The 13,039-nt window shown below is 60.6% G+C and carries 11 protein-coding genes and 1 riboswitch; of the genes, 6 read left to right on the forward strand and 5 right to left on the reverse strand.

What is annotated here, in order from left to right; translation table 11 throughout:
• The first annotated feature begins 84 nt into the window (after nucleotides 1-84).
• Entirely contained in the window at nucleotides 85-1,053 is a 969-nt protein-coding gene (locus ACJ8QF_RS14495; RefSeq protein WP_346595253.1) for a DMT family transporter, read from the forward strand.
• A gap of 27 nt (nucleotides 1,054-1,080) precedes the next feature.
• Here ACJ8QF_RS14495 and fusA read toward each other — a convergent pair whose 3' ends face one another.
• Together fusA and ACJ8QF_RS14505 are read right to left on the reverse strand one after the other, a co-directional pair.
• Nucleotides 1,081-3,186, reverse strand: coding sequence for an elongation factor G (fusA, locus tag ACJ8QF_RS14500; RefSeq protein ID WP_442537615.1), 2,106 nt, complete (start codon nucleotides 3,184-3,186; stop codon nucleotides 1,081-1,083).
• Nucleotides 3,187-3,412: 226 nt separating this feature from the next.
• Nucleotides 3,413-3,661 carry a glycine zipper domain-containing protein gene (locus ACJ8QF_RS14505; RefSeq protein WP_004938127.1) on the reverse strand — a complete coding sequence of 83 codons (249 nt, stop codon included), beginning with the start codon at nucleotides 3,659-3,661 and terminating at the stop codon, nucleotides 3,413-3,415.
• Nucleotides 3,662-3,882: 221 nt separating this feature from the next.
• Here ACJ8QF_RS14505 and ACJ8QF_RS14510 point away from each other — a divergent pair, with 221 nt between their 5' ends.
• A complete protein-coding gene (locus ACJ8QF_RS14510) occupies nucleotides 3,883-5,379 on the forward strand; it encodes an alpha/beta hydrolase (RefSeq protein WP_442537616.1) in 1,497 nt (498 codons plus the stop codon).
• A gap of 32 nt (nucleotides 5,380-5,411) precedes the next feature.
• Here ACJ8QF_RS14510 and ACJ8QF_RS14515 read toward each other — a convergent pair whose 3' ends face one another.
• The 3 genes from ACJ8QF_RS14515 to ACJ8QF_RS14525 are packed head-to-tail and all read right to left on the reverse strand — an operon-like array spanning nucleotide 5,412 to nucleotide 9,079.
• Nucleotides 5,412-6,449 (reverse strand): ABC transporter ATP-binding protein, encoded by a 1,038-nt coding sequence (locus ACJ8QF_RS14515; RefSeq protein ID WP_099981907.1) that lies wholly within the window; start codon nucleotides 6,447-6,449, stop codon nucleotides 5,412-5,414.
• Nucleotides 6,446-8,029, reverse strand: coding sequence for an ABC transporter permease (locus ACJ8QF_RS14520; RefSeq protein WP_442537617.1), 1,584 nt, complete (start codon nucleotides 8,027-8,029; stop codon nucleotides 6,446-6,448). The genes ACJ8QF_RS14515 and ACJ8QF_RS14520 overlap by 4 nt, the downstream gene beginning before the upstream one ends.
• 33 nt (nucleotides 8,030-8,062) lie before the next feature.
• A complete protein-coding gene (locus ACJ8QF_RS14525) occupies nucleotides 8,063-9,079 on the reverse strand; it encodes an iron ABC transporter substrate-binding protein (protein WP_004938115.1) in 1,017 nt (338 codons plus the stop codon).
• Between the two features lie 411 nt (nucleotides 9,080-9,490).
• Here ACJ8QF_RS14525 and ACJ8QF_RS14530 point away from each other — a divergent pair, with 411 nt between their 5' ends.
• From ACJ8QF_RS14530 to ACJ8QF_RS14545, 4 genes are all read left to right on the forward strand, one after another.
• Entirely contained in the window at nucleotides 9,491-11,110 is a 1,620-nt protein-coding gene (locus tag ACJ8QF_RS14530; RefSeq protein ID WP_442537618.1) for an ABC transporter substrate-binding protein, read from the forward strand.
• 142 nt (nucleotides 11,111-11,252) lie between these two features.
• Nucleotides 11,253-11,426, forward strand: a riboswitch (M-box (ykoK) riboswitch).
• 75 nt (nucleotides 11,427-11,501) lie between these two features.
• Complete coding sequence (locus tag ACJ8QF_RS14535) at nucleotides 11,502-12,524, forward strand: magnesium transporter (protein ID WP_442537619.1); 1,023 nt, start codon at nucleotides 11,502-11,504, stop codon at nucleotides 12,522-12,524.
• A 129-nt stretch (nucleotides 12,525-12,653) separates the two neighbouring features.
• Nucleotides 12,654-12,746 carry a protein MgtS gene (gene mgtS, locus ACJ8QF_RS14540; protein WP_004938109.1) on the forward strand — a complete coding sequence of 31 codons (93 nt, stop codon included), beginning with the start codon at nucleotides 12,654-12,656 and terminating at the stop codon, nucleotides 12,744-12,746.
• Between the two features lie 107 nt (nucleotides 12,747-12,853).
• Nucleotides 12,854-13,033, forward strand: coding sequence for a hypothetical protein (locus ACJ8QF_RS14545; RefSeq protein WP_004938106.1), 180 nt, complete (start codon nucleotides 12,854-12,856; stop codon nucleotides 13,031-13,033).
• Nucleotides 13,034-13,039: the final 6 nt, after the last annotated feature.

The following is a 13,039-nucleotide window of genomic DNA, read 5'->3' on the forward strand; positions in this document are numbered from 1 at the left end:
ACAATAATTCCTCCCCGCGTTTTCGCTACTCTGCCGCTGTCTTGTCGGGCGGGTTGGCCGCGCCGGCCGTTTGTCGGAGTCGTTATGTTCATTGGCGTTGTGTTTGCCCTGGCCGCCGGGCTGATGTGGGGACTGATTTTCGTCGGCCCGCTGCTGGTACCGGACTATCCCGCCGCGCTGCAGTCCACCGGGCGCTATCTGGCCTTTGGGCTGATTACCTTGCCGCTGGCTTGGTTTGATCGTCGCCGTCTGCGCAAGCTGCGGCGTCAGGATTGGCTGGAAGCGCTCAAGCTGACTGCCATCGGCAATCTGCTGTACTACCTGTGTTTGGCCAGCGCCATTCAGCGCACCGGCGCACCGGTCTCGACCATGATCATCGGCACCTTGCCGGTGGTGATCGCCATTTGCGCCAACCTGTTTTACGGCCGGCACGACGGGCGCCTGGCCTGGGGCAAGCTGGCGCCGGCGCTGCTGCTGATCGTCTGTGGATTGGTGTGCGTGAACGTCGCCGAGCTGCGCGGCAATGCGGTATCGATCGACGGCTGGCGCTATCTCAGCGGTCTTGGGCTGGCCGTGTTGGCGGTGGCGTGCTGGACCTGGTTCCCTCTGCGCAATTCACGCTGGCTGCGGGAGAATCCGACGCAGCGGCCGGCCACCTGGGCCACGGCGCAGGGGCTGGTGACGCTGCCGCTGGCGCTGCTGGGCTATCTGGCGGTCTGCGGCCAGCTGGCGCTGAGCGAGCCGGCGTTCGCCTTGCCGTTCGGCCCGCGCCCCGAGGTGTTTATTCCGCTGATGCTGATCATCGGCGTGTTCTGCTCCTGGCTGGGGGCGCTGTGCTGGAACGAAGCCAGCCAGCGACTGCCGACGGTGTTGGTGGGGCCGCTCATCGTGTTCGAAATTCTGGCGGGGTTGGCGTATACCTTTCTGCTGCGCCAGGCCTGGCCGCCGTTGCTGACGCTGGCCGGCATCGTCTGTTTGATCGCCGGCGTGGTGTACGCCATGCGCATCAAGCCGCAGCCGGTGGTGGTGGCGTTGGAGGACAAGCCGAGGTGACGCCCGCCGCAGCGGCGGGCGCGAGGGTTAACGCTTGCTGTGGTGAATGATCTCTTCGGCCACGTTGCGCGGCGCTTCGGCGTAGTGGCTGAATTCCATGGTGTAGGTGGCGCGGCCCTGCGACATCGAACGCAGGGTGGTTGAGTAGCCGAACATCTCGGACAGCGGCACCTTGGCGCGTATTTCCTTGCCGCCGCCACCCGGGATCTCTTCCATGCCCTGCACCAGACCGCGGCGTGAGGAGAGGTCGCCCATCACGTTGCCGGCGTAATCCTCCGGCGTTTCCACCTCCACCGACATGATGGGCTCCAGGATCACCGGATCCGCCAGACGGCAGGCTTCCTTGAAGCCGAAGATCGCCGCCATGCGGAACGCCTGTTCCGACGAGTCGACGTCATGGTAAGAACCGAAGGTCAGGTGCACCTTGACGTCCACTACCTGATAACCGGCCAGCACGCCGTTGTTCAGCGCCTCGAGCACGCCTTTTTTCACCGCCGGGATAAACTCGCCGGGAATGACGCCGCCCTTGATTTCATCGAAGAACTCGAAGCCTTTGCCGGGTTCGTTCGGCTCGACGGTCAGCACCACGTGGCCGTATTGCCCTTTACCGCCGGACTGGCGCACGAACTTGCCTTCCACGTCGGCCACCCGTTTGCGGATGGTTTCGCGGTACGACACCTGCGGCTTGCCGGTGGTGGTCTCCACCCCGAATTCACGGCGCATGCGATCGACGATAATCTCCAGGTGCAGCTCGCCCATGCCGTAGATAATGGTCTGGCCGGATTCTTCATCGGTGCGCACCCAGAACGACGGATCTTCCGAAGAGAGGCGCTGCAGCGCGATGCCCATTTTCTCCTGGTCGCCCTTGGTTTTCGGCTCGATCGCCTGGGCGATCACCGGCTCGGGGAAGGTCATGCGCTCCAGCGTGATGATGGCGCCGGGATCGCACAGCGTATCGCCAGTGGTGACGTCCTTCAGGCCAACGCAGGCGGCGATGTCGCCGGCGTGCAGCTCGTCGATGTCCTTACGATCGTTGGCGTGCATTTGCACGATCCGGCCGATGCGCTCCTTTTTGCCTTTGATCGGGTTGTAAACGCTGCTGCCTTTGGCCAGTACCCCGGAGTAGACGCGCACGAAGGTCAGCTGGCCGACGAACGGATCGGTCATCAGCTTGAACGCCAGCGCCGAGAACTTTTCGTTGTCGTCGGCTTTGCGGGTGATGATTTCATCGTGTTCGCCGTGGCCTTCCATCGGTGGCACATCGAGCGGCGAGGGCATCAGCTCGATCACCGCGTCCAGCATGCGCTGCACCCCTTTGTTGCGGAACGCCGATCCGCACAGCATCGGTTGGATTTCACCGGCGACGGTGCGCACCCGCAGCCCATGGACGATCTCCTCTTCGCTCAGCGGCACCTGGTTGAGGTATTTCTCCATCAGTTCTTCCGAGGCTTCGGCGGCGGCCTCAATCATGTTTTCACGCCACTCCTGCGCCGATTCGCGCAGCTCTGCCGGGATCTCTTCGAAGCTGAAGTTCATGCCCTGCGAGGCTTCGTCCCACAGAATGGCCTTCATCCGCACCAGATCCACCACGCCGCTGAAGTGATCTTCGGCGCCGATAGGGATAACGATCGGCACCGGGTTGGCTTTCAGGCGCTCGATCATCATTTTGCGCACGCGGAAAAAATCCGCGCCGATGCGGTCCATCTTGTTGACGAACGCCAGCCGCGGCACCTTGTACTTGTTGGCCTGGCGCCAGACGGTTTCCGACTGCGGCTGCACGCCGCCCACCGAGTCATAAACCATCACGGCGCCGTCCAGCACGCGCATCGAACGTTCCACTTCAATGGTGAAATCGACGTGCCCGGGGGTGTCGATGATATTGATGCGGTGCTGCGGATAGTTATGCTGCATGCCGTTCCAGAAGCAGGTGGTGGCCGCCGAGGTGATGGTGATGCCGCGCTCCTGTTCCTGCGCCATCCAGTCCATGGTCGCCGCGCCGTCATGCACTTCACCCAGCTTGTGGCTGACCCCGGTGTAAAACAGAATCCGCTCGGTGGTGGTGGTCTTGCCGGCATCGATATGCGCGGAGATGCCGATATTGCGGTAACGTTCGATAGGGGTGGTGCGAGCCATAATCAACCTTTCTTAGCCGCGTGAAGGAGAGCGGCTTAAACAGCATGGATAATGGTGATAATCCTCATAGGGTTATCCGCCGGATCGCAGAGCCTTGCTCTGGTCACAAACTAATCGTAGTTGAAGGCGTTGGTTTTTTTAAGCGATGGCTGTGATAGATGAAAGTTTGCAGGCAGGCGAAAAAAAGGCCCGTAACGGGCCTGTTGTCGAGCGGCGCGTTCGCCGCTTATTTGCGTCCCAGCAGGAAGCCGAAAACGATGCCGACCGCCGCCGCAACGGCCACGCCGGCCAGCGGGTTGGCTTCCACCTGCGTTCTTACGCTGTCCGCGGCGTCTCGGGCGGCATAGCTGGCCTGGGAGGCGTATTTGCGCGCCGCGCCGCGCACCTGATGCTCCGGCGAATCAACGGCTTTGCCGAACGCTTCTTCTACCGCGCCTGCGGCTTCATTGGCTTTGTCTTCCGCTTTTCCAAACATGCTGCTCTCCTGTTCCTTGTGGGATAATGAACTCTAAGCCTAGCAGGCAAACGACGTTTTTTGCAGCATTCTGTGCGTTATAAGAGCAATCCGAGCAGAGAAAAGTCTTGCCGGGCGCGCGGTGGCGGCTTCACCCGCGCGGCTTTTTGTGTTCTATTGGCTAGCGGTTTAACCGGGTACCGTTAACCTTTGACCGATTCGTTGAGTTGAAAGGACTCCCCATGTCAGTACTGCGTATTCTGGCGCTGCTCGCCGCGACTGCCGCCGCGTTGCCCGCTCAGGCTAAGCCTGCGCTCCACGGGGCGGCGGCCGGAAACGGCATTCGTTGGCAATCTTGTCTCAACAGCGGCTTTCAGCGCTGGTTCGATGAGGCGCCGCCGCCGGGGCTGCGCTGCGGCTATCTCGAGGTGCCGCTGGCGTACGCCACGCCGCCCGCTCATGCGGCGCAGGCGGGCGAACAGACCGTGCGCCTGGCGCTGACCCTGCTGCCCGCCACCGGGCCGAAAAAGGGCAGCGTGGTGACGATCAGCGGCGGGCCGGGCCTGCCGGGCATCAACCCCTATTTAGGCAACGACGCCCACGTCGCCAGGCTGCGTAAATCCTACGACATCATCGGTTACGATCCGCGCGGCGTCGGCCAATCGACGCCGAAAATCTCCTGCCAGCTGGCCGAAGGTGACGAACTCCCTGAACCGGACGACAACGACGTGGCCGGCGCGGAGAACCAGACGCGCGCCCTGATTGCCGCCTGCATCAAACAGACCGGCGCGGACGTGCTGCAACATATCGGCACCGACGAAGCGGTCAACGATCTGAATGCGATCCGCCACGCGCTGGGCGAGCCAGGGCTGACGGCGGTGGCGTACTCTTACGGCACCAAGGTGGCGGCGCTGTATGCCGAGCGTTTTCCGAAGAAAACGCGCGCGCTGGTGCTGGACGGGGTGGTGGATCTGGCGGAGGACGATTTCACCCAGCGGCTAAACCAGGAACGGGGTTTCCAGCAAAGCTTCCTGCGCTTCGCCGCCTACTGCGGTAAAACCGACAGCTGTCAGCTGGGCGGCGGCGCCAATCAGGCACTGCAGCGCTATCACGCCTTGCTGCGCAAGCTGCACGAGCAGCCGTTCGTCACCGCAGCGGGCTATGAAATCTCCGCCGACGACGTGCTGACGGTCACGCGTTCGCTGTTATTGTGGCCGGAGCGCTGGCATGAGCTGGCCACCGTGCTGCGCCAGCTCGATGCCGGCATCGCCGGGCAGCAGGTTTCCGATCTGATTGACGAAAGCTATTCGCCGGATGCCGATGACGCCCTGAACGTCATCACCTGCGCCGACGTCGCCAACCCGACGGCCGATCCGCAGCAGTTGCGCCGGCAGCGGCAGGAGATCAATACCGCCGCTTTGTATGCCCACTATCTGCCGCTGCACGAATACCCGCTGGAAATGTGCGATCTGTGGCCGTACCGCGGCAAAGATCGGCCGCACCCCCCGGTGGCGTCCGCCGCGCTGCCGCCGCTGCTGTTCGTCGCCCAGCGCTACGATCCAACCACGCCGTACCGCAATGCCCAGGTGATGGCCGCCGCCTTTAAAAGCCCGCTGATCACCCGCGAACGCGACGGGCATACGCTGGTGCTGAACGGCATCGACAGCTGCGTTGACGAAAGCGTGGTGGATTATCTGCTGGCGCCGAAAAAGCCGCGCCGCGACAAGATTTGCCGCTGAGAAGGCCGGGGAGCAGCCCGGCCTTAAGTGAGTCAGCCGGCGAAAATATGCGCCTGGCCCATTACGTTGAGAGTGACCTGAGCACCGGGCTGCAGGCCTTCGCGGCTGACGGTTTTGATCTCGATTTGCGCGCCGCCGGCGACCATCCGCAGGTTGAGCGTAGAGACGAAGCCGGCGAAATCAATGCCGGTGATCACCGCCTGGCCGCGCTGCGCCGGATCTGACAAGCCGATTTGAATCTGCTCCGGGCGCAGCATGATGCGCGCCGGGCCGCTGCGTTGGCGATCGTCGACGGCGATGCGCCCCAGTGCGCAGTCGGCCCAGCCGTGCGCCAGTTCAGCGGTCAACACCAGCGTTTCGCCAAGGAAGCTGGCGGTCGGTTCATCGACCGGGCGCAGATAAAGATCCTGCGGCGCGCCCACCTGCGCCAGCCGGCCATTGCGCATCACCGCCACCTGATCGGCGAACGACAGCGCCTCGCTCTGATCGTGGGTGACCAGGATCGACGCTACTTTGGCCTCCGTCAGCAGTTCGGCCACCGCTTTTCGGGTGGCGGCGCGCAGGCCGGTATCCAGCGCCGAGAACGGCTCGTCCAGCAGCATCAGCCGGGGTTGCTGCGACAGAGCGCGCGCCAGCGCGACCCGCTGCTGCTGCCCGCCGGACAGTTCATGCGGCCACAGGGCCGCCAGACGGCGATCCAGCGCCACCATCTCCATTAACGCCTCGATGCGATGCTGTTTCTCGCGTTTGCTGCCCTTGAGACCAAAACCGATGTTGCCGGCGACGGTAAAGTGCGGGAACAGCGCGCCATCCTGCGGAACGAAGCCGATGCCGCGCAGATGCGCAGGTACCCAGCCGCCGCCGTTGCCCATGGCTTGCCCCTGCAGCAGGATCTGGCCGCCGTCGGGGATTTCAAAGCCGGCGATGATGCGCAGCAGAGTGGTTTTGCCGGAGCCGGAAGGGCCGACGATCGCCGTGCGGCTGCCGGCGGTAACCTGCAGGTCAATGTGTTCCAGCACTCTGATGGCGTTGTAAGATTTTCCGATACCGTGCAGTTCGAGCGTGCTCATAGTCCCGCCGTGCGTTTAGATTGAGAATAAAGAAGCCAGGTGAGCGGCAGCGACAGCGCCACCATAATCAGCGCATAAGGCGCGGCGGCGACGTAGTCTATCTCGCTGGTCAGCGCCCAGAAGCCGGTGGCCAGCGTGCGGGTGCCGTTCGGCGCCAGCAGCAGCGTGGCGGTCAGTTCATTGGCGATCGCCAGGAATACCAGCGCCGCGCCCGCAGCGGCGCCCGGCGCCGCCAGCCGCAGCGTGGTGCTCCACAACGCCTGCGCCGGCGATTTGCCCAGGCTGCGCGCCACGTTTTCCAATTCCACCGGCGCCTGTGCGATACCGGCGCGCAGATTGATCAGCGCCCGCGGCATAAACATCAGCAGATACGCCAGCAGCAGGGTGATTTCGGTCTGGTAAATCGGCCGGAAGCTGTGAATGGTGATGGTCACCAGCGCCAGCGCCACCACGATGCCGGGCAGCGAGCTGGTCACGTAGTTGCAGCCTTCCAGCACCCGATACAGCCGGGCCGGATAGCGTACCGACAGCCAGGCCATCGGAATGGCGCACAGCGTGATCAGCAGCGCGCCGGCGGCGGACAGCGACAGCGTTTGCCACAGCGCGGGCCACAGCTCGGCGTTGCGCCACACCTCGAATCCACCCAGCCACAGCCAGCGGGCCAGGGTGATGAAAGGCACGCCCAACGCCAGCGCAGTCAGCGCGATCGGCAGCAGCAGCGCCAGCGCGGCGAGCGGCGGCGAAAGGCGGCGCGGCGTTTGGCTGCGTGCGCTGCCGGAACCGACGCGGGCATAGCGTGCGCGGCCACGGCTTATGGCCTCAAGCAACAGCAGCCCCAGGCAGCACAGCACCAACACGCCGGCCAGCATGTTGGCCGCCGGGCCGTTGAAGGTCGACTGGAACTGATCGAAGATCGCGGTGGTGAAGGTATCGAAACGGATCATGGCGTACAGGCCATACTCCGCCAGCAAGTGCAACGCGATCAGCAGCGAGCCGCCCCAGACCGCCAGTTTCAGTTGAGGCAATACCACGCGGAAAAACACCGCCGGCGGCCGGGAGCCGAGTGAGGTGGCGACGTCCTCGATACCGGGATCCAGGCGGCGCAGCACGGCGGCGGCCGGCAGGTAGATAAACGGAAAGTAAGCGAGCACCGAGATGAAAACGCCGGCGCCCAGGCCGTGCATCGACGGCACCAGACTGATCCAGGCATAGCTTTGCACAAAGGCCGGCACCGCCAGCGGCGCGGTCGCCAATACCGCCCAGAGACGCCGGCCCGGCAGCGTGGTTCGTTCGGTCAACCAGGCCAGGGCCACGCCCAGCACGGCGCAAATCGGCAGCGTCAGCACCACCAACAGCAGGGTATTCAACAGCAGTTCCGCCACGCGCGGGCGGAAAACCAGAGCTTTGACCGTTTGCCAGCCGGTTTCAAACGCCACGCCGATAACGAATCCCAACGGCAGCAGCGCCAGCAACGACAGCAACACGGCGCAGGCCACCACGATCGGCCCCGGCCGCGGGTGACGAGGGATAGTGGAATAACGCCGCGCGGTCTGCGCGGCGTGGGTACTCAGGTTTGACATAACGATCAAAAACTCTCGGTTTGCCAGCGGGCCTTACAGCAGGCCGGCCTCGGTCATCAGTTCGACAACTTTCTTACTGTTCAACTGCGCGGCGTCTACCTTCGGCGCGTCCAGATCTTTCAGCGGCACCAGTTTCGGGTTGGAGGCTGCGCCGACGCCGACGGCGTATTCGAAGGCGTTGTTGGTGCGCAGGATTTCCTGGCCCTGTTTGCCGGTGATCCACTTGATGAACGCCTGCGCCTGCTGCTGATGCTTGCTGGAAGCCAGCACGCCGCCGCCGGAGATGCTGACGAAGGCGCCCGGATCCTGATGTTTGAAGTAATACAGCTTGATGTTGTTGCTGTTCTCGCCGGTTTTCGCGCCGTCCACGAACGGGTAGTAGTGATAGATCACGCCGCTGTCGATCTGGCCGGCATTGACCGCTTTCATCACCGTGCTGTTGCCTTTATAGGCGGTAAAGTTGGTTTTCATCGCTTTCAGCCAGTCCAGCGTGGCTTTCTCGCCTTTCAGCTCCAGCAGCGCGCTGACTATCGCCTGGAAATCGGCGCCCGACGGCGAAGCGGCCCAGCGGCCTTTCCATTCCGGCTTGGCCAGATCCAGCAGTGATTTCGGCAGCTGCGCGTCGCTCAGTTTGGCCGGGTTATAAACAAATACGGTAGAGCGGGCGGCGATGCCGATCCAGCGGCCGTGGCTTGGGCGATATTGTGGTTCCACCTGCGCCAGCGTGGCAGCGTCCAGCGGGGCGAACAGCTTGGCGTTATCCACCAACACCATCGCCGGGGAGTTTTCCGTCAGGAACACGTCGGCAGGTGAAGCGCTGCCTTCCTGTACCAGTTGGTTGCCCAGTTCGCTGTCGCCGCCGTTGCGCAGCGTCACCTTGATGCCGGTGTCTTTGGTAAATCCGTCGACCCAGGATTTCACCAGATTTTCATGCTGGGCGTTATAAATAACGATGCCCTGGTCGGCGGAGGCCGCCTGAGCGCCAAAGGCCAGCATCATCGAGGAGGCGAGCAGGGCGACGGGGCCGAGAGATGAAATACGCAGCTTCATGCAGTTATCCTTTTTAGCGTTCGAATGAAGAAAACGAATATCGCCTGGCGAGCGCAAGCAGGCCGATTTTAGCCAAGAACATCAATAATGATAGTGAAAACGATTCGTATTAAATTATTTTTGACGATCGCTCACAAAATGAATTGCCCTAAGGATAAGTTAAGCTTCGGCTGGAATAATCTGTATTGATTGCCTGAATTTATGTCACCGCCGGTTCACGGCGTTCCTGACGGCAATGCCGGTCTCCGCGTTTATCCTCGTGTTTTTCATCGTTCTGTCGCCAGTACTTCTTTGATAATGAAAGAAATTCAACACCGCTTTTGGTTATGACTCATAGCGATTAATGATTTAATTTATTCCACTGCCTCATTGCATATTAAACGCGATAAAACACTAATCAGGGATATCGACGTGAAATATTCATTTAATGGTAAGAAACTGGCTGGTTTAATCCTCCTGGCTTTTAACGCTACGGCTGCCCATGCCGCCGAGGTGCCGGCAGGCGTTAAACTGGCGGCGGCACAAGAACTGGTGCGCGCCAACGGGTATGAACCGGCGACGCTGGATCCAAACCTGGCCGAGAGCAATGTGGAGTTCTACATCTTCAACGATCTGTTCGAAGGCTTGCTGCGCGTCGGAAAAGACGGTGAAGTGATCCCGGCACTGGCGCAGACGTGGGAGCATCAGGGCAACGTCTGGACTTTCCATCTGCGGCCGCAGGCCAAATGGTCGAACGGCGATCCGGTGACCGCCGACGATTTCGTTTACAGCTGGCGGCGCCTCACCGATCCGAAAACCGCCTCGCCGTACGGCAGCTATCTGGCTTCGGCCTACGTGCTGAATGCGGCGGCGATCAACGCCGGCAGCAAACCGCCGAGCGAGCTGGGCGTCAAGGCGCTGGATGCGCACACTCTGCAGGTGACGCTGTCGGAGCCTAATTCCTATCTGATCAAGCAACTGGTGCATTTCCCGGTTTTGCCGGTTAACCGCAAGGTGGTGGAGCAGTACGGCAAAAACTGGACGCAGCCGGCGCACTTTGTCGGCAACGGGGCGTTCCGCCTCAGCCAGTGGGTGGTCAACGAAAAGGTGGTGGTGGAACGTAACCCGCAGTATTGGGATAACGCCAATACCGTGCTCAACAAGGTCACCTTCTTGCCGATCCAGGGCTTCCCTGAAGTGGCGCGTTTTCGCGCCGGTGAGGTTGAGCTGGGGTATACCACGCCGCCGGAGCTGTATCAGCAGCTGAAAAAAACGCTCGGCGAGCAACAGCTGGTGACCTATCCGCTGCTCTCCACCAGCTATTTCGCCTTCAACAACCGCCAGGCGCCGTTTAACGACGTGCGGGTGCGCCAGGCGCTGAACCTGGCGCTGGACAAAGAGATTATCGCCGGCAAAGTGTTGGGATACGGCCAGCAGCCGGCCTGGACCTTTACCCCAACCGGGGCGGGCGGCTATAGCCTGCAGCCCGGCGCCGCGGCCGGTTTGACGCCGGAACAACGCCACGCCCAGGCGAAGCAACTGCTGGCGCAGGCCGGTTTCAACGCCGAGCATCCGCTGCGCTTTACCGTGTTGTACAGCAATGACGCCACCATCAAGAAGATCGTCATCGCCGCCGCCGCCATGTGGAAAAAGAACCTCGGCGCAGAGGCCACCTTGCAAAGCCAGGAGCGCAAAGTCACGCTGGACAATATCAACCGCGGGCAGTACGGCGTGGCCTTTACCCGCTGGCTGGCGGATTACAACGATCCGTCTACTTTCCTGAACGTGTTCCGTTCCGACAGCAGCGAGAACAGCCCCAAATACCGCAATCCGGAGTACGATCGCATTCTGCATCAGGCGACGGCGGCGCCGACACCGCAGCAGGTGCAGCAGTATTTCCAGCAGGCCGAGGCGGTGCTGGCCGTCGATACGCCGGTCGCGCCGGTGTACTACGAAGCCAACGCCACGCTCATCAAACCTTACGTGAAGGGGATCGACTTTACTCGTCAGGGCGCCTTATACGATAAAAACGTCTACATTCTCGAACACTGAAAAATAAAAAACGGCTGATTTATATCAGCCGTTTTTATAAATGGCCGTTTAATTAACATTATCCTAAATACTCCATAAACGACGGGCAATCTTTTCTTCCCGCCGGATAAAACAACGCCTATACTGCGCCGGTAGTTTATATGCAGTATCTCGTTTGGCGAGGCTCCTATACAAACACAGGTTACTGATCTGACGACATCGAGAGATGCCCAAGGTTAAGACAGGCTTTATCGGATTAAGGTTCAGCCCAAAGTAACTTCCGAGCAACAACTCGGATACGTTGTATAGTGCTAAAACCTGGACGCGGAGATAGGCAGTCTGCACTCCCTCTGTGGTTACGCCCCTATGCGATTCGCTGTTGAAGTTCACAACAGAAATAGGGACTGACAAAATGATCAAGTCACATCAACACTATTCTTCTCCGGCGCTGAACGCGACTGAAACTCTCGACGAGACTTCGGTCGCCGGTTATATGAACGCCGATTTTATTACCGTTCCCGCAACGATGACGGTCAATCATGCCCGGGAATATTTACTTTCGCAGCTCAAAACGGACGAAATTCCCAGCCGGGTATTTATTACCGCGGACGATTATCATCTGCGCGGCACACTGTCGGTGAAAAAACTGTTGCAGTGCGAAGAACAGGATAAAGCCGTCGGCGTAATGATGGATTACAGCTATTTCCAGGTTTCACCCGACGATGATCGCAACGACGTGGCGCATCTGCTGGGCAAAGGGGGGCTGGACGTGGTGCCGGTGGTGGCCAATAACACGCTGGTCGGCGTACTGGGCGAGCGTGAGATCGCCCGGCTGGTCGAGGATGAAAACACCGAAGACGCGCAGCGTCAGGGCGCGAGCCTGCCGCTGGACAAGCCTTATCTGGAGACCAGCCCGTGGGCGCTGTGGCGTAAACGCTCGGTGTGGCTGCTGATGTTGTTCGTCGCTGAAGCCTACACCGGCAACGTGCTGAAAGCGTTTGAAGATCAGCTCGAAGCGGCGATTGCGCTGGCGTTCTTTATCCCGCTGCTGATCGGCACCGGCGGCAACAGCGGCACCCAGATCACCTCGACGCTGGTGCGCGCCATGGCGCTGGGCGAGGTCAGCCTGCGCAACCTGGGCGCGGTGATCCGCAAGGAGGTCTCGACCTCGCTGCTGATCGCCGTCACCATCGGCCTGGCGGCCTGGGTGCGCGCCTGGATCATGGGCGTCGGCATGGAGGTGACGCTGGTGGTCAGCCTGTCGCTGGTGGCGATCACCGTGTGGAGCGCCATTGTTTCGTCGATCATCCCGATGCTGCTGAAACGTCTCGGCATCGATCCTGCCGTGGTTTCGGCGCCGTTTATCGCCACCTTTATCGATGGCACCGGCCTGATTATTTATTTCAAAATCGCCCAGCACGTTTTGGGTATTTAAACCGCTCCGCCCGTAAAGGGCGGAAATGTGACAAGCCTGAGGAGGACGTTAAAAACCATGGATGCCGACCAACCCCGATATTTAACGCAAGGGGATTTTATCGATAACATTTAACCTGAGGACAAAATAATGGGAAACATGACTATTTTTATGGGATTCCTGGCAATGATCAGCTCGCTGGGCCTGTTGGCGGCCTATATGAGCACCAAATGGGATGATTGATGAACGCTAAAGATCCGCCTAGATGCATCCTCCCCGTAACCGCTATTTATTATGGGGAGGATTTAGCGGCGCGCTGAACGCGCGGCCTGATACGGGAGTTGATAATAATGACGATTCTTATTCTGGGATTGCTCTACGCCATTTTAATGATTTCGGTGGGGGTGAATGAGATTTATTTTTATTCCACCGGAAAATCCAATTTTCTTACTAGCCTCATGCTGACTTTCTCTGGCAGTATGCTGCTGATCGCCTTTGTCTGGCAATTATCCTCTAAAGTAAAAAAATAAATCACC

Source organism: Serratia sp. CY81684 (assembly GCF_052166595.1).
Classification (GTDB): Bacteria; Pseudomonadota; Gammaproteobacteria; order Enterobacterales; family Enterobacteriaceae; genus Serratia; species Serratia nematodiphila.